The 21736-nt window shown below is 71.7% G+C and carries 20 protein-coding genes, 1 tRNA gene and 1 pseudogene; 12 read left to right on the top strand and 10 right to left on the bottom strand.

The window, feature by feature from the left end:
• Positions 1 to 46 precede the first annotated feature (46 nt).
• The 6 genes from paaA to ABZ128_RS02920 all read left to right on the top strand — a co-directional run bounded on the left by paaA (position 47) and on the right by ABZ128_RS02920 (position 5033).
• Positions 47 to 1090, top strand: coding sequence for a 1,2-phenylacetyl-CoA epoxidase subunit PaaA (gene paaA / locus ABZ128_RS02945; RefSeq protein ID WP_356845678.1), 1044 nt, complete (start codon positions 47 to 49; stop codon positions 1088 to 1090).
• A complete protein-coding gene (gene paaB / locus ABZ128_RS02940) occupies positions 1087 to 1371 on the top strand; it encodes a 1,2-phenylacetyl-CoA epoxidase subunit PaaB (RefSeq protein WP_356845677.1) in 285 nt (94 codons plus the stop codon). The genes paaA and paaB overlap by 4 nt, the downstream gene beginning before the upstream one ends.
• Positions 1368 to 2093, top strand: a complete 726-nt coding sequence (gene paaC / locus ABZ128_RS02935) for a 1,2-phenylacetyl-CoA epoxidase subunit PaaC (protein ID WP_356845676.1) — start codon at positions 1368 to 1370, stop codon at positions 2091 to 2093. Before paaB ends, paaC begins: the two co-directional genes overlap by 4 nt.
• The gene (gene paaD / locus ABZ128_RS02930) at positions 2090 to 2614 is read left to right on the top strand and encodes a 1,2-phenylacetyl-CoA epoxidase subunit PaaD (protein ID WP_356845721.1); all 525 of its coding nucleotides are present in this window, start codon (positions 2090 to 2092) and stop codon (positions 2612 to 2614) included. Before paaC ends, paaD begins: the two co-directional genes overlap by 4 nt.
• Positions 2615 to 3769, top strand: a complete 1155-nt coding sequence (locus ABZ128_RS02925; protein ID WP_356845675.1) for a 2Fe-2S iron-sulfur cluster-binding protein — start codon at positions 2615 to 2617, stop codon at positions 3767 to 3769.
• Positions 3770 to 3890: 121 nt separating this feature from the next.
• A complete protein-coding gene (locus tag ABZ128_RS02920) occupies positions 3891 to 5033 on the top strand; it encodes an acyl-CoA dehydrogenase family protein (protein WP_356845674.1) in 1143 nt (380 codons plus the stop codon).
• Between the two features lie 28 nt (positions 5034 to 5061).
• Here ABZ128_RS02920 and ABZ128_RS02915 read toward each other — a convergent pair whose 3' ends face one another.
• The 6 genes from ABZ128_RS02915 to ABZ128_RS02890 form a co-directional block, all read right to left on the bottom strand.
• A complete protein-coding gene (locus ABZ128_RS02915; protein ID WP_356845673.1) occupies positions 5062 to 5406 on the bottom strand; it encodes a rhodanese-like domain-containing protein in 345 nt (114 codons plus the stop codon).
• Positions 5407 to 5495: 89 nt separating this feature from the next.
• Positions 5496 to 6314 (bottom strand): J domain-containing protein, encoded by an 819-nt coding sequence (locus tag ABZ128_RS02910; RefSeq protein WP_356845672.1) that lies wholly within the window; start codon positions 6312 to 6314, stop codon positions 5496 to 5498.
• Positions 6315 to 6435: 121 nt separating this feature from the next.
• Positions 6436 to 7881 (bottom strand): DUF2252 domain-containing protein, encoded by a 1446-nt coding sequence (locus ABZ128_RS02905; RefSeq protein WP_356845720.1) that lies wholly within the window; start codon positions 7879 to 7881, stop codon positions 6436 to 6438.
• Between the two features lie 92 nt (positions 7882 to 7973).
• A complete protein-coding gene (locus tag ABZ128_RS02900; RefSeq protein ID WP_356845671.1) occupies positions 7974 to 8657 on the bottom strand; it encodes a response regulator transcription factor in 684 nt (227 codons plus the stop codon).
• 8 nt (positions 8658 to 8665) lie between these two features.
• A complete protein-coding gene (locus tag ABZ128_RS02895) occupies positions 8666 to 10345 on the bottom strand; it encodes a sensor histidine kinase (RefSeq protein ID WP_356845670.1) in 1680 nt (559 codons plus the stop codon).
• A 328-nt stretch (positions 10346 to 10673) separates the two neighbouring features.
• Positions 10674 to 10756, bottom strand: a tRNA-Leu gene (locus ABZ128_RS02890).
• Between the two features lie 293 nt (positions 10757 to 11049).
• Between ABZ128_RS02890 and ABZ128_RS02885 the strand changes: the two genes are divergently transcribed.
• From ABZ128_RS02885 to pknB, 6 genes are all read left to right on the top strand, one after another.
• Positions 11050 to 11862, top strand: a complete 813-nt coding sequence (locus ABZ128_RS02885) for a DUF3662 and FHA domain-containing protein (protein WP_356845669.1) — start codon at positions 11050 to 11052, stop codon at positions 11860 to 11862.
• A gap of 10 nt (positions 11863 to 11872) precedes the next feature.
• Positions 11873 to 12373 carry an FHA domain-containing protein gene (locus ABZ128_RS02880; protein ID WP_356845668.1) on the top strand — a complete coding sequence of 167 codons (501 nt, stop codon included), beginning with the start codon at positions 11873 to 11875 and terminating at the stop codon, positions 12371 to 12373.
• A gap of 144 nt (positions 12374 to 12517) precedes the next feature.
• Positions 12518 to 13981, top strand: a complete 1464-nt coding sequence (locus tag ABZ128_RS02875; protein ID WP_356845667.1) for a Stp1/IreP family PP2C-type Ser/Thr phosphatase — start codon at positions 12518 to 12520, stop codon at positions 13979 to 13981.
• Between the two features lie 31 nt (positions 13982 to 14012).
• A complete protein-coding gene (locus ABZ128_RS02870; protein ID WP_356845666.1) occupies positions 14013 to 15437 on the top strand; it encodes an FtsW/RodA/SpoVE family cell cycle protein in 1425 nt (474 codons plus the stop codon).
• On the top strand, positions 15434 to 16900 hold the full coding sequence (locus ABZ128_RS02865; protein WP_356845665.1) for a penicillin-binding protein 2: 1467 nt from the start codon (positions 15434 to 15436) through the stop codon (positions 16898 to 16900). Before ABZ128_RS02870 ends, ABZ128_RS02865 begins: the two co-directional genes overlap by 4 nt.
• A gap of 176 nt (positions 16901 to 17076) precedes the next feature.
• Positions 17077 to 19098 carry a Stk1 family PASTA domain-containing Ser/Thr kinase gene (pknB, locus tag ABZ128_RS02860; protein WP_356845664.1) on the top strand — a complete coding sequence of 674 codons (2022 nt, stop codon included), beginning with the start codon at positions 17077 to 17079 and terminating at the stop codon, positions 19096 to 19098.
• Between the two features lie 126 nt (positions 19099 to 19224).
• On the opposite strand, the gene ABZ128_RS02855 is transcribed toward pknB, so the two are convergent.
• The 4 genes and pseudogenes from ABZ128_RS02855 to ABZ128_RS02840 all read right to left on the bottom strand — a co-directional run bounded on the left by ABZ128_RS02855 (position 19225) and on the right by ABZ128_RS02840 (position 21659).
• The gene (locus tag ABZ128_RS02855) at positions 19225 to 19941 is read right to left on the bottom strand and encodes a class E sortase (protein WP_356845663.1); all 717 of its coding nucleotides are present in this window, start codon (positions 19939 to 19941) and stop codon (positions 19225 to 19227) included.
• Positions 19942 to 19990: 49 nt separating this feature from the next.
• A pseudogene (locus ABZ128_RS02850) lies at positions 19991 to 20833 on the bottom strand (class E sortase); the annotation flags it as partial.
• Between the two features lie 14 nt (positions 20834 to 20847).
• The gene (locus tag ABZ128_RS02845; protein WP_356845662.1) at positions 20848 to 21486 is read right to left on the bottom strand and encodes an aminodeoxychorismate/anthranilate synthase component II; all 639 of its coding nucleotides are present in this window, start codon (positions 21484 to 21486) and stop codon (positions 20848 to 20850) included.
• The gene (locus tag ABZ128_RS02840) at positions 21483 to 21659 is read right to left on the bottom strand and encodes a hypothetical protein (protein ID WP_356845661.1); all 177 of its coding nucleotides are present in this window, start codon (positions 21657 to 21659) and stop codon (positions 21483 to 21485) included. Before ABZ128_RS02840 ends, ABZ128_RS02845 begins: the two co-directional genes overlap by 4 nt.
• Positions 21660 to 21736 lie beyond the last annotated feature (77 nt).

Below are 21736 nucleotides of genomic sequence, written 5' to 3'. Positions count from 1 at the left end.
GATCGGTCGGTCGGGCGGTCAACGAAGACTCTGGCAGGGGGCCGGGATGGTGGCAGTGACCCCGGAAACGGGGCAGGACACGGGCCTCGGGGCTGACCTCGGGGCACAGCTCGCGGCAGCCTTCGACGCGGCCGTGGCCGCGGACGAGCGGGTGGAGCCGCGCGACTGGATGCCCGAGGAGTACCGGGCCTCGCTCGTACGCCAGATGGCCCAGCACGCCCACTCCGAGATCATCGGCATGCAGCCGGAGGCCAACTGGATCACCCGGGCGCCCTCGCTGCGCCGCAAGGCCATCCTGATGGCCAAGGTCCAGGACGAGGCCGGGCACGGGCTGTACCTCTACAGCGCCGCCGAAACCCTCGGCACCAGTCGCGACGAGCTGCTCGACAAGCTCCACTCCGGCAAGCAGAAGTACTCCTCGATCTTCAACTACCCCACCCTGACCTGGGCCGACGTCGGTGCGATCGGCTGGCTCGTGGACGGGGCGGCGATCACCAACCAGGTGCCGATCTGCCGCTGCTCGTACGGGCCGTACGCGCGCGCCATGGTCCGGATCTGCAAGGAGGAGTCCTTCCACCAGCGCCAGGGCTTCGAGCTCCTCATGACCCTCTCCAAGGGCACCGAGGCGCAGCACGCCATGGCGCAGGACGCGGTCGACCGCTGGTGGTGGCCCTCGCTGATGATGTTCGGCCCGCCCGACGACGAGTCGGCGCACTCCGCGCAGTCGATGGCGTGGCGGATCAAGCGGCACTCCAATGACGAGCTGCGCCAGCGCTTCGTGGACATCGCCGTGCCGCAGGCTGAGGCGCTGGGCCTGACCCTGCCCGACCCGGACCTCAAGTGGAACGAGGAGCGCGGGCACTACGACTTCGGCCCGATCGACTGGGCCGAGTTCTGGGACGTGCTGAAGGGCAACGGCCCGTGCAACGAGCAGCGGATCGGCCAGCGGCGCCGGGCCCACGAGGAAGGCGCCTGGGTCCGCGAGGCAGCCGCGGCGTATGCGCGCAAGCACGCGCCGGAGCCCGAGGGCCGCACCGGAGCCCCGGGCGGGAACGCCCACCAGAACGTGAACGAGGAGGCAGGGGTATGACGCAGAACTGGCCACTGTGGGAGGTGTTCGTGCGCTCGCGCCGCGGCCTCTCGCACACGCACGCGGGCAGCCTGCACGCACCCGATGCGGAAATGGCCCTGCGCAATGCCCGCGACCTCTACACCCGGCGCGGCGAGGGCATCTCGATCTGGGTGGTGCCCTCCACCGAGATCACCGCCTCCTCGCCCGACGAGCGGGACCCGTTCTTCGAGCCGTCCGCCGACAAGCCGTACCGCCACCCCACCTTCTACGACATCCCCGAGGGGGTGAGCCACCTGTGACCAGCACCGACGTCACCCACGCGGCCGCCCTCGCGCTCGGGGACGACGCGCTGATCCTCTCCCACCGCCTCGGCGAGTGGGCCGGTCACGCCCCGGTCCTGGAGGAGGAGGTCGCCCTCGCCAACATCGCGCTCGACCTGCTCGGCCAGGCCCGCGTCCTGCTGTCCATGGCCGGCGACGAGGACGAGCTCGCCTTCCTGCGCGAGGAGCGGTCCTTCCGCAACCTCCAGCTGGTCGAGCAGCCCAACGGCGACTTCGCCCACACCATCGCCCGGCAGCTGTACTTCTCCTTCTACCAGCACGAGCTCTACGCGGAACTCGCCGCCGGGGACGGCCCGTTCGCCGCCCTCGCCGCCAAGGCCGTCAAGGAGACCGCGTACCACCGCGACCACGCCGAGCAGTGGACCCTGCGGCTCGGCGACGGGACCGAGGAGAGCCACCGCCGGATCCGGGCCGCCCTGGACGGGCTGTGGAAGTACACGGGCGAGCCGTTCCAGCCGGTGGAGGGGCTCGACGGGGTGGAATGGAGCGCCTTGGAGGGCCGCTGGCTCGCCGCGGTGGGCGACGTACTGGAGCGGGCCGGGCTCGCGCTCCCCGCGGGGCCGCGCACCGGGGCCTGGGTGGCCGGAGCGGGCCGCGAGGGCCTGCACACGGAGCCGTTCGGCAGGCTGCTGGCCGAGATGCAGCACCTGCACCGCAGCCACCCGGGGGCATCGTGGTGACGGACCCGGCGCAGACCGCCGCACCGCACGAGGGTTCGACCCGCCTGGAGGCGGAGCTGGCCGAGCTCGCCGGCTCCGTCCCGGACCCGGAGCTGCCCGTCCTCACCCTCGCCGAGCTCGGCGTGCTGCGCGGGGTGCGGGTGCAGGAGGACGGCCACGTCGAGGTCACCCTCACCCCCACCTACACCGGCTGCCCCGCCATCGAGGCCATGTCCGCCGACATCGAGCGGGCCCTGACCGACCACGGCATGGCGGACGTCCGGGTGCGCACGGTCCTGTCCCCCGCCTGGTCGACCGACGACATCAGCGCCGAAGGACGCCGCAAGCTCGCCGAGTTCGGCATCGCCCCGCCCCGTCCGCACGCGGCGGGCGGGCCGGTCCCGCTGATCCTCTCGGTCCGCTGCCCCCACTGCGGCTCGACCGACACCGAGCTGCTCAGCCGGTTCTCCTCCACCGCATGCAAGGCGCTGCGCCGCTGCACCGCCTGCCGTGAACCGTTCGACCACTTCAAGGAGCTGTAGATGGCCGAGTCCACGCCGTCGCCCGCGCCGTCGTCCGCTGCGGTGGCCCCGCGCCCCGCGCGCCACGGCGCCTTCCACCGGCTGACGGTGGCGGCGGTCGACCGGCTCACCGACGACTCGGTGGCACTGACCCTGCAGGTCCCGCCGGAGCTGCGCGCCGAGTACCGGCACGCCCCCGGCCAGCACCTCACCCTGCGCCGCAGCACCCCGGAGGGCGTGGAGATCCGCCGCACCTACTCCATCTGCTCGCCCGCACCGGAGCCCGGCGGCCCCGGTCCCGCGCAGCTGCGGGTCGGCGTGCGGCTGGTGGAGGGCGGCGAGTTCTCCACCTTCGCGCACAAGGAGGTCGCGGCCGGGGACGTGCTCGACGTGATGGTCCCGGCCGGCCGGTTCGTACTGGACCCCGCCGCCGCCCCGGACGCCGGGCACTATGCGGCGATCGTCGGCGGCAGCGGGATCACGCCGGTGCTGTCGATCGCGGCCTCGTTGCTGGCGGCGCGGCCCGACGCCCGGTTCTGCCTGGTCCGCAGCGACCGTACGGCGGCCTCGACGATGTTCCTGGAGGAGGTCGCCGACCTCAAGGACCGCTACCCGGACCGCTTCCAGCTGGTGACGGTGCTGTCCCGGGAGGAGCAGGAGGCCGGACTGCCGTCCGGGCGCCTGGACGAGGAGCGGCTGAAGTCCCTGCTGCCGGCCCTGCTGCCGGTCGCGGAGGTGACGGGCTGGTTCCTCTGCGGCCCGTACGGGCTGGTGCTGGGCGCGGAGCAGGCGCTGGGCGCGCTCGGGGTCGGCCGGAACCGGATCCACGAGGAGGTCTTCCACGTCGAGGACGCCACGGTGCCGGCTCCCGCGGCGGCGTCCGCGGCCGCGGCGGCATCGTGCGGGCAGGTCACCGCCCGCCTCGACGGCCGCTCCGGCACCTGGCCGGTCCGTGAGGGGGAATCCCTGCTCGACGCGGTCCTGCGCAACCGCGCCGACGCCCCGTACGCCTGCAAGGGCGGGGTGTGCGGCACCTGCCGGGCCTTCGTGGTGCGGGGCGAGGTCCGGATGGACCGGAACTTCGCGCTGGAGGCGGAGGAGACGGAGGCCGGGTTCGTGCTGGCCTGCCAGTCGCACCCGGTGACGGACGAGGTGGAGATCGACTTCGACCGCTGACCGACGGGCACGGACCGCTGGTCGGGCTGCCGTTCCCGCCCCTGGGCATTTACGGGAAGCTGTTCTATCTTGACGCACCGTCAGAACAGAACGGGTTCCGGTGTGCGCGGGAGGACTGGCAGTGGACTTCACCTTCACCGAGGAGCAGCAGGCCGCCGTCGAGGCGGCCAAGGCCGTCTTCACGGACGTCGCCCCGGACGGCGTGCCCAGCCCCGCGCTCACCCCGGGGGCGGTCGCCGACGACTTCGACCGGCCCCTGTGGGCCAAGCTCGCCGCGTCGGACCTGCTGGGCCTGGTGCTGGCCGAGGAGCACGGCGGGGCCGGACTCGACACCATCGCCCTGTGCCTGGTGCTGCGCGAGGCCGCGAAGGTACTGGCCCGGGTGCCGCTCCTGGAGCACTGCGCCACCGCCATGGCCGTCCAGGCCCACGGCAGCCCCGAACTGGCCGCCGCCCTGCTGCCCGGCGCAGGGCGCGGAAGCCTGGTCCTCACCGCCGCCGCCCAGGGCCGCAGCGGGCACGACCCGGCCGAACTCGCCGTCACCGCCCGTCACGAGGGCGGCGGGTGGGTCCTCGACGGGGTGCAGACCGCGGTCCCCTGGGCGCACGGCGCCGACTGGATCGCCGTACCGGCCCACACCGGCGAGGGGGAGGCCGTCCTCGCGCTGGTCCCCCGGTCCACCGGAGGACTCTCCCTGGCCGACCAGTTCTCCACCAGCGGGGAACGGCTGGCCCAACTCGTCCTGGACGGGGTGCGGGTGCCCGGAACCCACCTCATCGAGGCCCCGGAAGCCTGGGAGCACCTCCGCCGGCTGCTCACCACGGGGACCTGCGCACTGGCGCTGGGCCTCGGCGAGCGCGTCCTCGGCATGACCGGCGAGTACACCGGCAAACGCGAGCAGTTCGGCTTCCCGGTGGCCACCTTCCAGGCCGTGGCCGTCCAGGCCGCCGACCGCTACATCGACCTGCGCGCCATGGAGGTCACCCTCTGGCAGGCCGCCTGGCGGCTCGATGCGGCGACCGGCGCAGCGGGCGGCCCGCTGCCGGTCGCCGGCGATGTCGCGGTCGCCAAGATATGGGCCTCGGAGGGGGTGCGCCGGGTCGTACAGACGGCCCAGCACCTGCACGGCGGCTTCGGTGCCGACACCGACTACCCCCTGCACCGCTACCACGCCTGGGCCAAACAGCTGGAACTCCAGCTCGGCCCGGCCGCAGCGCACGAGGAGGCCCTGGGCGACCTCCTGGCCGCCCACCCCCTCGCCTGATCCCCGCCCGGGCGCCTCGCCCAGGCCCTCAGAGCACGAAGGCCGGGTTCCCGGTGGCGGAGACCATCGGGCGCCCGGCACCGTCCCAGGCCTGCATCCCGCCGTCGACGTTGACCGCGTCGATGCCCTGGCGCACCAGGTACTGGGTCACCTGCGCGGAGCGCCCGCCGACCCGGCACATCACGTGCACGCGGCGGCCGTCCTCGACGACCTCCGCCAGCTCACCGAACCGGGCGACGAAGTCGCTCATCGGGATGTGCAGAGCGCCTTCCACATGGCCGGCAGCCCATTCGTCGTCCTCGCGGACGTCCAGCACAAAGCCTTCGGAGGGCACCGCGGCGGCGTCCACCGAGGGAAGCGGCCCGAAGTTCATACGTCGCCTTCTCTCATCACGGATCTCCCACCCAACCTATCGGACACCGCCCCCGGGACACGGCCCCCACGGCGCCCCGCACCGGGAGATCACTGCGCGGCGATGGCCTCAAGCTCGGCCTCGCGCTCGGCCACCTGCCCGAGCAGCTGCTCCGCGATCTCCTCCAGCAGCCGGTCGGGATCCTCCGGTGCCATCCTCAGCATCGACCCGATCGCACTGTCCTCCAGCTCCCGGGCGACCGCCGCCAGCAGCTCCTTGCGCTGGGCCAGCCACTCCAGCCGGGCGTACAGCTCCTCGCTCTCGTTCAGCCGCCGTACGGCCTCCGGCACCGGACCCGCCGCCCACTCCTCGGCCAGCGCCCGCAGCACCTGCTCGTCACCGCGCCCGTACGCCGCGTTGACCCGCGCGATGAACGCATCGCGCCGCTCCCGCTCGGCCTCGTCCTGCGCGAGGTCGGGATGCGCCTGGCGGACCAGCTCCCGGTAGAGCCGGCGCACCTCCTCCGAGGGCCGCACCCGCTCCGGCGGCCGCACCGGCCGTTCGGTGAGCATCGCGGAGGCGTCGTCGGACATGCCCTCGGAGTCCAGCCAGTCGTGGAACAGCTCGTCCACTCCCGGCATCGGCATCACCAGCGACCGCGCCTCGCGCGCCCGCCGCAGATCCTCGGCATCACCGCTGCGCGCCGCCTTCGCCTCGGCGATCAGGGCGTCCAGTTCGTCGAGCCGCGAGTACATCGGGCCGAGCTTCTGGTGGTGCAGGCGGGAGAAGTTCTCCACCTCCACGCGGAAGGTCTCCACCGCGATCTCGAACTCGATCAGCGCCTGCTCGGCGGCCCGCACGGCCCGCTCCAGGCGGGCCTCGGGACGCTCGTCGCCGGGGACGGTCTCTTCGGTCTGCTGCTCGCTCACCCGGCCAGACTAAGCCCGGTGCGGCGGGGGCCGATGTTTCACGTGGAACACGGTTTCCCGCGGTCTTACCCGCTCTCGCACGGTTTCACGTGAAACATCTCTCCCCGGGCCGGGGCAGGGCTCAGACCCCGGCCTCCGCCGCGATCCGCCCATTGCGCACCGCGGCGACCAGCACGGCGTGGTCGGCCTCACTCCGGTCCGCGTAGGCCACCGCGAACGTGGCCATGGCCTCGTCCAGCTCGTCGTTCTTCCCGCAGTACCCGGCGAGCAGCCGCGGATCGGCGCTGTGGGCGTGCGCGCGGGCCAGCAGGGCGCCGGTCATGCGCCCGTAGTCGTCGATCTGGTCGGCCGTCAGCGCCGCCGGGTCCACGCTGCCCTTGCGGTTGCGGAACTGCCGCACCTGGTACGGCCGCCCCTCGACGGTGGTCCAGCCCAGCAGGATGTCGGAGACCACCTGCATCCGCTTCTGGCCGGCCACCACCCGGCGGCCCTCGTGCTCCTCGGGCGGGGAGACGAAGCCCAGCGCCGGCAGGTACGGCAGCAGGACCGAAGGCCGGGCCTCCTTGACCTGGAGCACCAGGGGCTCGCCCCGGTGGTCGAGCAGCAGCACCACGTACGAGCGGGTACCGACGCTGCCGGTGCCCACCACCCGGAAGGCCACGTCGTGGATCGCGTACCGGGCCAGCAGCGGCAGCCGGTCCCCCTGGAGCGTGTGCAGGTACGGGCCCAGCGAGGCCGCGACGGCCGCCGCCTCGCCGTCGCCGACCCTGCGCAGCACCGGCAGGGCGTCGACGAAGCGCCGGCCCCCGTCGGGACCGATCTCGGTCGACTTGGCGGCGAACCGGGCCGAGGTGTTGTTGCGGGCCTTCTCCGAGACCCGCTCCAGGGTGCCCAGCAGATCCCGCGCATCGGTGTGCGAGACGAGCTCCTCGTCCGCGATGGCGTTCCAGGCGTCCAGGGCCGGCAGCTTGGCCAGCAGCCGCATGGTCCGGCGATAGGCACCCACCGCATCGAGCGCCGCGGCCCGGCAGGTGTCCTCGTCTGCGCCGGCCACCCGGCCGGCCAGCACCAGGGAGGTCGCCAGCCGCTTCAGGTCCCACTCCCATGGACCGAAGACGGTCTCGTCGAAGTCGTTGAGGTCGATGACGAGCCGGCCGCGCGCATCCCCGTACAGCCCGAAGTTCGCCGCGTGGGCGTCTCCGCAGATCTGCGCGCCGACGCCGGTCACCGGTCCGCCGGACAGGTCGTGCGCCATCAGCCCGGCCGACCCGCGCAGGAACGCGAAGGGGTTCGCCGCCATCCGGCCCACCCGTATCGGCGCCAGTTCGGCGACCCGGCCGACGTTGGACTCCTCCACCGCGCGCACCGCGTCCGGCCGCCTGGCCGGTGCCTCGAAGCGTGCGTGGGCCGACCGCGGCACGCGCGTGCGCAGCGCCTTGCCCGCCTCCTTGGGCGATCCGGCGACCACCCGGGGGGCGAACCCCTCGACGGCCGGTATCCGCCCCCCACCCGCCGGTACCGGCGCCGCCGCAGCTCTCGCCGCCGCCACCACCGCGAGTTCGTCCATCACAGCCGCCATGCCCTGCCGCCCCCACCCTCGTGTTCCAGGCCAACACCGCCCGCATGATGGCCAACATCATCAATGCGGCCCGACGGTACCTAGAGCCCGGCGTCCCTGGCCAGCAGGGCGGCCTGCACCCGGTTCTCGCATCCCAGCTTCGCCAGGATCCGGCTGACGTAGGTCTTCACCGTCGCCTCGCTCATGTGGAGGCGACGGCCGGCGTCCGCGTTCGACAGCCCTTCCCCCAGCAGCGCCAGCACCCCGCGCTCCCGCTCGCTCAGCCCGGCGACCCGTCCCCGCGCCTCCACGGGGGAGATCCCGTGCCGGCCCTCGGCGCGCCCCGGGCCCGGCCCCGCGGCGAGCTGGTCCACCACATGCCGGGTGGCCCCCGGAGAGAGGTACGCATCGCCGTTGGCCGCGGCCCGGACCGCGCCGATCAGCTCTCCCGGCGCCGAATCCTTGAGCAGGAAGCCCGCGCCGCCCTGCCGGAGCGCACGCAGCACGTTCTCCTTCTCCCCGAAGGTGGTGAGGATCAGCGCCCGCACCTCGGGAGCCGCCCGGCCCAGCTCTTCGAGCGCGCTCAGCCCGTCCATCACCGGCATCTGGATGTCCAGCAGCACGACGTTTGGCGCGTGCCCGCGGGCCAGCTCGACGGCCTCGCGGCCGTTCGCCGCCTCCGCCACGACCTCGATGTCCGGCGCCGAGGTCAGGATCATCCTGATCCCGGCCCGGATCAGCGGCTCGTCGTCCGCGATCACCACTCGGATCGCCTTGGCTGTCATCCGCGCTCCTACTGCTTGACCTCGTACGCCTGCTTGTCGACGAGCTTGCCGTCCTTGAAGCAGAACCGGAAAACGGTATCGGTGGACAGACCCGAGTCCTCGCTCGACAGCAGCGCCAGGCACTGCGCCCCCTGGGGCCGCTCCGGGCCCCGGCGTTCCATGCCGGTGGTCAGGAAGCCCTCGCCCTCGGGCAGCCGGGCGCGGACCGCCTCCTCCGACTCGCCCACCTGCACCCGCTCGTACTCGGCCCTGCTGATCATCGACTCGTTCACCGAGCCCACCAGCAGCACGAGGAAGGCCCCGACCACGATCACCAGCAGCACCACCGCCGCCACGGCGATCCCGCAGCCGAGCGCCATCCCACCGGTCCGGCTGCGCCGGCGCACGGTCAGCTCACGGTCCACCGCCGCCCAGTCCATCGGCGGCCCGCCCCCGGGCCCGGGCCCCTGCGTCTGCTGCTGGAAGTCGTCGGCGACCTCCTCCGCCCCGGCCGGCTCCGCCCCGTAGGGCAGCACCCCGGCCACCCGGAAGCCGCCGTCCTCGGTGGCCCCCGCGTGCACCATCCCGCCGACGAGCCGCGCCCGCTCCCGCAGCCCCGTCAGCCCCTGGCCGCCCGAGACCACCTCGCCGGGCCCCGTCCCCTGCCCCGGCCCGTTGGCGATCTCCACGACCAGCGAGTCGTCCTCGTACCGCAGCTCCACCGAGATCGACGACCCCGACGCGTGCTTGTACGCGTTCGTCAGGGCCTCCTGCACGATCCGGTACGCCGCGTGATCGCACGCGGCGACCAGCGGCCTCGGCCGCCCCGACGTGCTCATCCGTACGTCGGTCCCCGCGCTGCGCGCCGCATCGACGATCCCCCCGATCCCGGCCACACCGCGCGCCGCGGGCTGCGCCTCCTCCACGGGAGCCGGGGCCTCCACCCCGTCCCGCAGGATGCCGACCACCTCGCGCAGCTCGTGCATGGCCGCGACCGAGGCCTGCCGCAGCACCCCCACGGCCTCCCGCTGCCGGTCGGTGAGCGCCGGGTCCACCTCCAGCGCACCGGTGTGGACGGAGATCAGGGCGAGCTGGTGGCCGAGGCTGTCGTGCATGTCCTGGGCGATGCGCTGGCGCTCCCGCAGCCGGGCCTGCCCGGCGACCATCGCCCGCTCCCGCATCAGTTGGGCGTTGCGTTCCTGGAGCGCCCGCAGCAGGGTCCGGCGCTGCGACCAGTACCGGCTGGCCAGGCCCGGCATCACCGTCGTCGCCAGGAACATCAGCGTCGAGAAGACGATCACCAGCACGGGCCGCATCTGCGCCCACTGCTGCACCACGCTGAGCCCGACCTCTGCGAGGAAGGCCACGGTGAAGGCGCCCAGCGCCCGGCCGACCCCGATGATCCGTCGCCCGGCCGACCAGCCCAGCAGGCTCGTGACCAGCAGTGTCCCGGGCAGGAACGGGGACACCGCGGCGCCCACCACCAAGGTCGCCACCGGCAGTCGGCGCCGCAGCAGGGTCAGCACCACCACGACCGTGGCGCCGGCGAACATCCGCCGCACACCGCCGTGGTCGAGCTCCTCCACGCCCAGGCCGAGCAGGGCCAGCACCCCCGCGATCGCCAGGTCCCCCGCCAGCATCCGCCGGGTCCAGGGCTCGGGCCCCCTCAGCCAGTCCCAGCCGGCCCGCGCTCTCGCCTTCGCATCCACGCGCCCGACCCTAGACACCGACGTCCGGCCCGGACAGCTCTCTTTCGTCGCGGGCCCTTCCGACGAAAGTCGTCCGGATGAGACCCGCGTCACACCGGAAAACGCGCCAACTCGGCGCCCGCCGCCCGTGATCGGCGTCCGGGACGTCCTGCGGGGAGTCAACCACCGCGGAGGCAGCGGGGGATGACAGTCGACCGGCCCGACGGAGGAGAAGAAAAAAATCTTGGGCGCCCCCGCGGGACCGGCACAGGAGGGACACCGGCACGACGTGGAACGCCAAAGCGAAACGGCCGCCACCGCTTTCGCGATGACGACCGTTTCGTCGATGTGGGCGAGGGGGGATTTGAACCCCCACGTCCCGAAGGACACTGGCACCTGAAGCCAGCGCGTCTGCCGTTCCGCCACTCGCCCGAGCAGCGTCCCAGTGGCTCTTCCCTTTCGGGCCGTTCCCCTGGCGACGTCGAAACATTAGCACGTCGCAGGGGGTGGAATCACATCGCTTTCCCCGCACCCCGCGGCCCCGCCCCGACGGGCCCCTCCCGCACCGCACTCCCGGTGCGGGACACTGTCCCCCGGGCGCCCCTACGATCCCTTGTGAGGACCAACACTCCTGCACACAGGACCTGTGGGGAACCAGCCGAATCCGCCACGCGTGGATACGATCAGTAAGCAGTACAGGGCGACAACGACGGAGGAGGTGCCCCATGGGAGTCCTGAAGCGTTTCGAGCAGCGACTCGAAGGTCTGGTGAACGGCACCTTCGCCAAGGTGTTCAAGTCCGAGGTCCAGCCCGTCGAGATCGCCGGCGCGCTCCAGCGGGAGTGCGACAACAACGCCACGATCTGGAACCGCGAGCGGACGGTCGTCCCCAACGACTTCATCGTCGAGCTCAGCACCGGCGACTACGAACGCCTCAGCCCGTACTCCGGCCAGCTGGGCGACGAGCTCGCGGGCCTCGTCCGCGACTACGCCAAGCAGCAGCGCTACAGCTTCATGGGTCCGATCAAGGTGCACCTGGAGAAGGCCGAGGACCTCGACACCGGTCTCTACCGGGTCCGCAGCCGCACCCTCGCCTCCAGCACCTCCCAGCCGCAGCCCCAGGCCCCCCAGGGCCAGCAGGGCGGCTACGGATACCCCCCGGTCGCCGCCCCGCCCATGCCCGCCGGGCCGCCCCCGGGCCCGCCCGTGCGCCGGCCGGCCGGCAGCGGACCGGCCCCCGCCCCGGCCGGCGGCGCCCCGCGGCGCCACTGGATCGAGATCAACGGCACCCGCCACCAGATTTCCCGCCCCACGCTCGTCCTCGGTCGGAGCACCGAGGCGGACGTGCGGATCGACGACCCCGGCGTATCCCGCCGGCACTGTGAGATCCGGACCGGAACGCCCTCGACGATCCAGGATCTCGGGTCCACCAACGGCATCGTGGTGGACGGGCAGCACACCACCCGCGCTACGCTCCGCGACGGCTCGCGGATCGTCGTGGGCAGCACCACCATCATTTACCGGCAAGCCGAAGGGTGAAGCGGGGGCAATGTCAGAGCTGACCCTGACGGTCATGCGGTTGGGTTTCCTGGCCGTTCTGTGGCTGTTCGTCATCGTGGCCGTCCAGGTCATCCGCAGCGACCTGTTCGGGACGCGCGTCACGCAGCGCGGCTCGCGCCGCGGCGGCGGCGCCGGCGCCCCGCAGCAGGGCGGCCGCCAGCAGGCCGCGCCCCCGCAGCAGCGCCAGCGCCGCGGAGCGCCCACCAAGCTCGTGGTCTCCGAGGGCACCCTCACCGGCACCACGGTGGCCCTCGCCGGCCAGACGATCACGCTGGGCCGCGCCCACGACTCCACGATCGTGCTGGACGACGACTACGCCTCCAGCCGCCATGCCAGGATCTACCCCGACCGTGACGGCCAGTGGATCGTCGAGGATCTCGGGTCCACCAACGGCACGTATCTCGACCGGACCCGGCTGACCACCCCGACGCCCATTCCGCCGGGCGCCCCGATCCGCATCGGCAAGACCGTCATCGAGCTGCGGAAGTAGTACGAGAATGAGCGAGCGGAGCGAGCGAGCCGCGGCAGTCCGTCCCTCCCGGGGACCGGACCCGAGCGCGCTCCCGACCGGAGGGTGGGCAGTGTGGCTCGAGACCGGTTGTACCCGGAGTCAGCGGCGACAGGGCAGGTGCGCATGAGTCTGTCCCTGCGGTTCGCCGCCGGATCCCACAAGGGCATGATCCGCGAGGGCAACGAGGACTCCGGCTACGCCGGCCCCCGTCTCCTCGCGGTCGCCGACGGCATGGGCGGCCAGGCCGCCGGCGAGGTCGCCAGCTCCGAGGTGATCTCCTCGCTCGTGCAGCTCGACGACGACGTCCCGGGCTCCGACATCCTGACCTCCCTCGCCACCGCGGTGCAGCGCGCCAACGACCAGCTACGCGTGATGGTCGAGGAGGACGCCCAGCTCGAAGGCATGGGCACCACCCTGACCGCCCTCCTGTGGACCGGCCAGCGCCTCGGTCTCGTCCACGTCGGCGACTCCCGCGCCTACCTGCTCCGCGACGGCGTCCTCACCCAGATCACCCAGGACCACACCTGGGTGCAGCGGCTCGTCGACGAGGGCCGCATCACCGAAGAGGAAGCCACCACCCACCCGCAGCGCTCCCTGCTGATGCGCGCGCTGGGCAGCGGTGACACCGTCGAACCCGACCTCTCGATCCGCGAGGTCCGCGCCGGCGACCGCTACCTGATCTGCTCCGACGGGCTCTCCGGCGTCGTCTCCCACCAGACCCTGGAGGAGACCCTCGCCGACTACCACGGCCCGCACGAGACCGTGCAGGCCCTGATCCAGCTCGCCCTGCGCGGCGGCGGACCCGACAACATCACCTGCATCGTCGCCGACGTCCTCGACACCGACAGCGGGGACACCCTCGCCGCCCAGCTGAGCGACACCCCGGTCGTCGTCGGCGCGGTCGCCGAGAACCAGCACCAGCTCTTCGACGGCGGCAACGCCATGCAGACCCCGGCCGGCCGCGCCGCGGGCCTGGGCCGCCAGGTTCCCCCGCCCGCCGGTGCCTTCGGGCCCCCGGGCAGCGGCGAGGCCCCCGGCTACGGATACCCCGACCAGAGCCAGGGGGGCGGCGCGTACGGCAGCTTCGGCGAACCCGACCCGTACGACGACGAGGCCCGCTTCGACGACACGTACGACAACCCCCGCAGGCGCCGCAGCAAAGGGCGCAAGTGGACCACCCGCACGCTGATCCTGCTGCTCGTGGCCGGGGTCGTCGGAGGCGGCCTCTACGCCGCCCACCGGTGGACCCAGACCCAGTACTACATCGGCGTCAAGGACAACCACGTCGCACTGTTCCGCGGCATCAGCCAGAAGCTCGGCCCGCTGGAGCTCTCCCAGGTGGAGACCGACCGCCCCGAGATCGAACTGAAGTACCTGCCGCCCTTCAAGCGCAAGCAGGTCGAGGCCACCATCAGCGAGACCAGCCTCGCCAGCGCCCGCCAGAAGGTCGACGAACTCGGCGTCCAGGTCTCGGCCTGCAAGAAGGACGAGGAGCGCCGAGTCGCCGAGGCGCAGAACAGCCAGACACCCGGCCCCACCCTGACTGCCGCAGAGCAGCAGCTGGTGGGCCAGTGCGAAAAGCAGTAGTCACACGCGGGCACAGGGGGCCTGCCACACCATGAGCGTTGTCACCAACACGACCACCATCGGCGCCATCGAGCTGCCGAGCCGGCGGAACACCGAGCTCCTGCTGCTCGTTTTCGCCGTGGTCATCCCGATCTTCGCCTACGCCAACGTGGGCCTGTCGATCCACGGCAAGCTGCCGCCCGGCATGGTCGCCTATGGTGGCGGCCTCGCCGTCCTCGCCGGCATCGCCCACCTCGTCGTCCGGCGCTACGCCAAGTACGCCGACCCGCTGCTGCTGCCGATCGCCACCCTCCTGAACGGGCTCGGCTGCGTCCTGATCTGGCGGCTCGACCAGTCGGAGCGGCTCCAGAACCTGGCCAAGCGCAGCTTCGGCACCTTCTCCGAGTCCGCACCGCGCCAGATGATGTACACGGCGGTGGCCATCGCCCTGTTCGCCGGCGTGCTGCTGCTGCTCAAGGACCACCGCACGCTCCAGCGGTTCACGTACATCTCGATGGCCGCCGCCCTGGTCCTGCTGATCCTCCCGGTGATCCCGGGCCTGGGCGCCGACGTCTTCGGCGCCAAGATCTGGATCAGCGTCGCCGGCTTCTCCATCCAGCCCGGCGAGTTCGCGAAGATCGTCATCGCCATCTTCTTCGCCGGCTACCTGATGGTGAAGCGCGACGCCCTGGCCCTGGCCAGCCGCCGCTTCATGGGCCTCTACCTGCCGCGCGGCCGCGACCTCGGCCCGATCCTGATGATCTGGGCGATGAGCCTGCTCGTCCTCGTCTTCGAGAACGACCTCGGCACCTCGCTGCTCTTCTTCGGCATGTTCGTGATCATGCTGTACGTGGCCACGGAGCGCACCAGCTGGATCGTCATCGGCCTGCTCATGAGCGTCGGCGGCGCGGCCGTCGTCGGCGCCACCGCCAGCCACGTCAAGGCCCGTGTCACCGCCTGGCTCGACCCCTTCGCCTGCTACTCCAAGTCGGGCGCCTGCGAGCAGGTCGGCCAGTCGATCATGAGCTTCGGTTCCGGCGGCGTCCTCGGCACCGGCTGGGGCCAGGGCAATTCCGACCTCATCGGCTTCGCCGCCAACTCCGACTTCATCTTCTCCACCGTCGGCGAAGAGCTCGGCCTGGCCGGGGTCATGGCCTTCCTGCTGCTCTACGGCCTGATCATCGAGCGCGGCGTGCGCACCGCCCTCGCCGCCCGCGACCCCTTCGGCAAGCTGTTCGCGATCGGCCTGTCCGGCGCCTTCGCCCTCCAGATCTTCGTCGTCGCCGGCGGGGTCATGGGCCTCATCCCGCTCACCGGCATGACCATGCCCTTCCTCGCGTCCGGCGGATCGTCCGTCCTCGCCAACTGGGCCCTCATCGGGATCCTCATCCGGATCAGCGACACCGCACGCCGCCCCGCACCGGCCCCGGCACCGTCCCCCGACTCCGAGATGACCCAGGTGGTCCGCCCGTCATGAACAAGCCCCTGCGCCGCATCTCGATCTTCTGCGGGCTGCTCATCCTCGCGCTGCTGATCCGGACCAACTGGCTCCAGTACGTCCAGGCCCAGGAACTCAGCACGCGCAAGGAGAACCGCCGGGTCCAGATCGCCCAGTACGCGACCCAGCGCGGCAACATCATCGTCGCCGGCGGGCAGGCCATCACGGGTTCCGCCGTCACCAACGGCAGCGACTACAAGTACAAGCGCACCTACGTCGACGGCCCCCTGTGGGCACCGGTGACGGGCTACGCCTCCCAGGCGTTCGGCTCCACGCAGCTCGAATCCCTCGAAGACCAGATCCTCACCGGCAACGACGACCGGCTCTTCTTCGACCGCACCATCGGCATGTTCACCGGCGAGAAGAAGGCCGGCGGCAATGTCGTCACCACGCTGATGCCCGAGGTGCAGAAGGCCGCGTACGACAAGCTCGGCACCAAGAAGGGCGCCGTGGCGGCCATCGACCCGCGCACCGGAGCCATCCTCGCCCTGGTCAGCACCCCCTCGTACGACCCCTCCACCTTCGCCGGCAACTCCAAGACCGACGAGAAGGCATGGGTCGCCCTGAAGGACAGCGAGGACAAGCAGCTCGTCAACCGCGCCCTGCGCGAGACCTACCCGCCCGGCTCCACCTTCAAGGTCGTCACCTCCGCGGCGGCCCTGGAGAACGGTGTCGTCACCGACATAAACGCGCCGACGGACACCCCCGAGCCGTACATCCTCCCGGGCACCAAGACCCCGATGGTCAACCACGCCAACGGGTGCGAGAAGGCCAGCCTCATGAAGGCGCTGGAGGTCTCCTGCAACTCCGTCTTCGCCAACATGGGCGACAAGGTGGGGCGGGACAACATGGTGAAGACCGCCGAGAAGTTCGGCTTCAACAACGACAAGATCGACACCCCGGTCCGCGCGTTCGCCAGCATCTACGACAAGACCATGGGCAAGGACGGCAACGCCCAGAGCTCGATCGGCCAGTTCAACACGGCCGCCACCCCGCTCCAGATGGCCATGGTCACCGCCGCCATCGCCAACGACGGCAAGCTGATGAAGCCGTACATGGTCGACCAGCTGACGGCGCCCAACCTCGACGTGATCGAGAAGCACGAGCCGCAGGAGATGAGCCGGCCGCTCTCCGCCGCCAACGCGCAGAAGATCCAGCAGATGATGGTCAACGTCGTCGAGAAGGGCACCGGCACCAACGCCAAGATCAAGGACGTCACCGTCGGCGGCAAGACCGGCACGGCCCAGCACGGCGAGAAGAACGCCAAGCGTCCGTACGCCTGGTTCATCTCGTATGCCGAGAACCCCGACGGCACGTCCCCGGTCGCCGTGGCCGTCGTCATCGAGGACAGCAGCGCCGACCGCGAGGACATCAGCGGCGGCGGTCTCGCCGCCCCGGTCGCCAAGGCCGTGATGGAAGCCGTACTGAAGAACAAGGGCTGAGGCGAACGTGACCCAGACCACTGTTCCCGCCCGGATCCGAGCGTACGGTACCGGTCCGGTATCAGGCTGTGGTCACGAACCGATCACCGACGATCGGCCGGTAGCCTTTGCGCGAACAGCACACCGCCGGACCACACACGGGTGCGGTCGGGACTGACGGAGAGGGCTGCAACGTTATGGAAGAGCCGCGTCGCCTCGGCGGCCGGTACGAGCTGAGCCACGTGCTCGGCCGCGGTGGCATGGCCGAGGTCTACCTCGCCCACGACACCCGGCTCGGCCGTACCGTCGCCGTCAAGACCCTGCGCGCCGACCTCGCCCGCGACCCGTCCTTCCAGGCCCGGTTCCGGCGCGAGGCCCAGTCGGCCGCCTCGCTCAACCACCCGGCGATCGTCGCGGTCTACGACACCGGCGAGGACTACGTCGACAACATCTCCATCCCGTACATCGTGATGGAGTACGTCGACGGCTCGACCCTGCGCGAGCTGCTGCACTCGGGCCGCAAACTGCTGCCCGAGCGCACCCTGGAGATGACCATCGGCATCCTCCAGGCCCTTGAGTACTCGCACCGCGCCGGCATCGTGCACCGCGACATCAAGCCCGCCAACGTCATGCTCACGCGCACGGGCCAGGTCAAGGTCATGGACTTCGGCATCGCCCGCGCCATGGGCGACTCCGGCATGACCATGACGCAGACCGCGGCCGTGATCGGGACCGCGCAGTACCTCTCCCCGGAGCAGGCCAAGGGCGAGCAGGTCGACGCGCGCTCCGACCTCTACTCCGCGGGCTGCCTGCTGTACGAGCTCCTCTGCGTCCGGCCGCCGTTCATCGGCGACTCCCCGGTCGCCGTGGCGTACCAGCACGTGCGGGAAGAGCCCCAGCCGCCGTCGAACTTCGACCCCGAGATCACGCCCGAGATGGACGCGATCGTGCTGAAGGCCCTCGTCAAGGACCCGGACTACCGCTACCAGTCGGCCGACGAGATGCGCGCCGACATCGAGGCCTGCCTGGAGGGCCAGCCCGTCGCCGCGACCGCCGCCATGGGCGCGGCCGGCTACGGCTACCCCGACCAGGGCCACGGCTACGGCCACCCCGGCTACGACCAGCCCACCACCGCCCTGCGCGCCGCCGATTCCGGCGGCCAGACCTCCATGCTCCCGCCGATGCCCCCCGGCGACGGCGGGTACGGGTACGGGGACCAGGGCCACGGCGGCTACGACCAGGGCCACGGGCGCCGCCAGAAGAAGAGCCGGGCCTCCACGATCCTGCTCGTCACGGCCGGCATCCTCGTACTGGTCGGCGCGATCCTCATCGGGCGCTCCCTCTTCAGCGGCGGCGCCGACAACCGGCCCAACGTGCCCAGGCTCATCGGCCAGACCTTCGAGCAGGCGCAGAAGAGCGCCGACAACGTCGAGCTCAAGGTCGAGAAGGGGCCCGACGAGGCCTGCGAGGACCAGCCCAAGGGCAACGTCTGCAAGCAGGACCCGGCGCCCGACACCAAGGTCGACAAGGGCTCCACGATCAAGCTCACGATCTCCTCGGGCGCGCCCAGCCTGCCGATGATCAACGTGCTCAACCTTCAGTTCGAGGAAGCGGAGAAGGCCCTCAAGGACAAGGGCTTCCAGGTCGAGAAGAAGACCCAGGAGTCCGACCGCCCGGCCGGCATCGTCCTCGACCAGAACCCCAAGAGCGGCCAGCAGGCGCAGAAGGGCTCCCTGGTCACCCTGACCGTCGCCAAGGAGCAGTCCAAGGCCGAGGTCCCGAACCTCCTCGGGAAGACCAGGGACGAAGCGGAGAAGGCCCTCAAGGCCGTCAACCTCAAGCTGGGCAGCACCACGGAGGTCGACTCCCCCGGAGCCGCACCGAAGACGATCGTGCAGCAGCAGTACCCGGCGGGGGAGCAGATCGCCCCGGGCAGCGCGGTCAACGTCTCCATCGCCAAGGCCTCGCAGCAGACCCAGGTCCCGCAGCTGGCCACCAAGACGGTCTCCCAGGCCAAGGCCGAACTCGCCGCCAGGGGCCTGAGCTTCGGCGCGGTGCTGGGCGGCCCGACGGACGACAACGCGATCGTCATCGCGAGCGACCCGCCCGCGAACACCCCCGTCCCGACGGGCACGGTCGTCAACGTCCAGACGATCGCGAACCAGCAGGGCGGCCAGCAGGGCGGCATCTTCGGCGGCCTCACCGGCGGCCGCCGCTAGCCACCCGCCGCCGCCGGCCACCGGCCGCAGCGCAGCCGCAGCCGCAGCCGCAGAGCACGGGAAAGGGCCCGGCTCCTCTCACCGAGAGGAACCGGGCCCTTTCCCGTCCGCCCCGCAGGGCGTCCGTCAGCGCAGCTCCGCCGGCGGCGTCCGCTTCGCGTCCACCTGCTGCGTGCGCACCAGCTCGCCCCAGACGACGTAGCGGAACTTGGACGTGTACACCGGCGTGCAGGTCGTCAGCGTGATGTAGCGGCCGGGCGCCGTCCGCCCCGACTCCTTCGGGACCGGGGCGAGCACGTCCACGTCGTACTTCGACGTCTGGCGCAGCTCCGCGAAGACCTTGTACACGTACCAGGTGTCCCGCGTCTCGAAGACGACGGCGTCGCCGTTCTTCACCTTGTCGATGTTGTGGAACTTCGCCCCGTGCCCGTCCCGGTGCGCGGCCAGCGAGAAGTTCCCCCGCCGGTCCCACGGCAGGGCCGATTTCACGGGCTCCGTGTAATACCCGGCCACGCCGTCGTTCAGGACTTCCGGCGCCGTGCCCCGCTTCACGAGCACCTCGCCGTTCTTCATGGCCGGTACGTGCAGGAAGCCGATGCCGTCCCGGGTGTCCAGTGCACCGGGCCCGGCCGGCGCCCCCGGCGCCGGGGCCGTCTGCCACTGGCGGCGGACCTCGTCGCCCCGCGCCGACGCCTGCCGGTCCGCGAGCACGTTCGTCCACCACAGCGAGTACGCGACGAACAGGGCCAGCACCAGACCGGCCGTGATCAGGAGTTCGCCCAGCAGGCTCAGGAACCCGGCGAGCACACTGCTGTTGCGGGGCGGAGGCGCGGAACGTGACACTGCTGGTTCGTCCTTACGGCGGCTTGCCTACGGCGACTTGCGACGTGGCTTACGGGCTGCTCAGCGCGGGCGGAGCGCCCTGGCTGCGGGGGCGTTCGTCGATCATCCTGCCCCATACGATCATCCGGTACGTGCTCGTGAACTCCGGGGTGCAGGTCGTCAGCGTGATGTACCGGCCGGGTGCGGTGAAGCCCGAACCCTCCGGCACCGGCTTGATCACCGACACGTTCGTGGGGGACGTCTGCGGCAGCACCGAGGTCATCTCGTACGTGTAGTACGCGTCCCGGGTCTCGACCACGACCGGGTCGCCCGGCACCAGCCGGTTGATGAAGCGGAACGGTTCGCCGTGGGTGTTGCGGTGGCCCGCCAGCGCGAAATTGCCCTGCTTGTCGGCCGGCATCGCCGTCTTCAGCGCCCCCTCGCCGTAGTGCCCGACCATTCCCCTGTCGAGCACCTTGGGCTTGCTGATCCCCTCCGCCACCGGCACCTTCACGTCCAGCTTGGGGATGTACAGGATCGCGAACCCCTGTCCCGGCTCGAAGGCCGAGACGGGCGGGGCGGCAGCCCCGCCCCGGTCGCTCTCCCAGGTCTGGCGCAGTGACCCGGCGGCGCCGTCCGCCGTGCGCTGCGCCAGCACGTTCGTGTACCAGAGCCGGTAGGCCACGAAGAGCAGCATCACCACGCCCAGCGTGATGAACAGCTCCCCGGCCAGCCGGCTCGCCACGACCAGCGGGCCGCCCGAGGCGGGCCGCCTGCGCCGCCGCCCGCCCGCCCGGCCACCGGGCCGGCCTCCGGGTTGCCCTCCGGCCCGCCGGCCGGCTCGTCTCCGCGTGCGCTTCGCGGCCTCCTGAGCTGCCCTGCGCCGCGCGGCCCGGCCCTCCGTGGGCGCGGACGGCGCGAGCGCCGTCACGCGACGGCCTTGCCCACCACCGGGGCCAGCCCCACCGACCGCTCGACCGCTCCGGCGTCACCGCAGCGCACCAGCCAGTTCGCCAGCATCCGGTGCCCCCACTCGGTCAGCACGGACTCGGGGTGGAACTGCACACCCTCCACGTCGTGCTCCCGGTGCCGGAGCCCCATGATGATCCCGTCCTCGGTGCGCGCCGTGACCTGGAGGACGTCCGGCAGGGTCTGCGGTTCGGCCGCGAGCGAGTGGTAGCGGGTCGCGGTGAACGGCGACGGCAGCCCCTCGAAGACGCCGAGGCCCTCGTGGACCACCGGCGAGGTCTTGCCGTGCAGCAGCTCCGGCGCCCGGTCCACGACCCCGCCGTACGCCACCGCCATCGACTGCATGCCCAGGCACACCCCGAAGACCGGGACGCCGGTGTCGGCGCAGTGGCGGACCATGTCGATGCAGACGCCCGCCTCTTCGGGGGTTCCCGGCCCCGGCGAGAGCAGGACGCCGTCGAAGCCGTCCTGCGCGTGTGCGAGCTCGACCTCGTCGTTGCGCAGCACCTCGCACTCCGCGCCGAGCTGGTACAGGTACTGGACCAGGTTGAAGACAAAGCTGTCGTAGTTGTCGACCACCAGAATGCGCGCGCTCACGGAGTGGCTCCCGATCCCTCGTCCACCGTCACGTCGTTGAAGGGAAGCAGCGGCTCGGCCCACGGGAAGACGTACTGGAACAGTACGAACACCACCGCGAGGACCAGTACGAGACAGATCAGCCCGCGTACCCACGCGTTGCCCGGCAGATGCCGCCAGATCCAGCCGTACATGCCGCCCTGTTTCCTTTTCGTCCCACGTTCGTCCCATGCACCGCAAGGGCGGTACGCGAACAGACTAAAGCCAGCGG

The sequence above is a fragment of the Streptomyces sp. NPDC006326 genome (genome assembly GCF_040612915.1).
In the GTDB taxonomy this organism is placed as follows: Bacteria; Actinomycetota; Actinomycetes; order Streptomycetales; family Streptomycetaceae; genus Streptomyces.
Note: the sequence above shows the minus strand (reverse complement) of the source record. Positions and strands in the feature narration are given on the sequence as shown.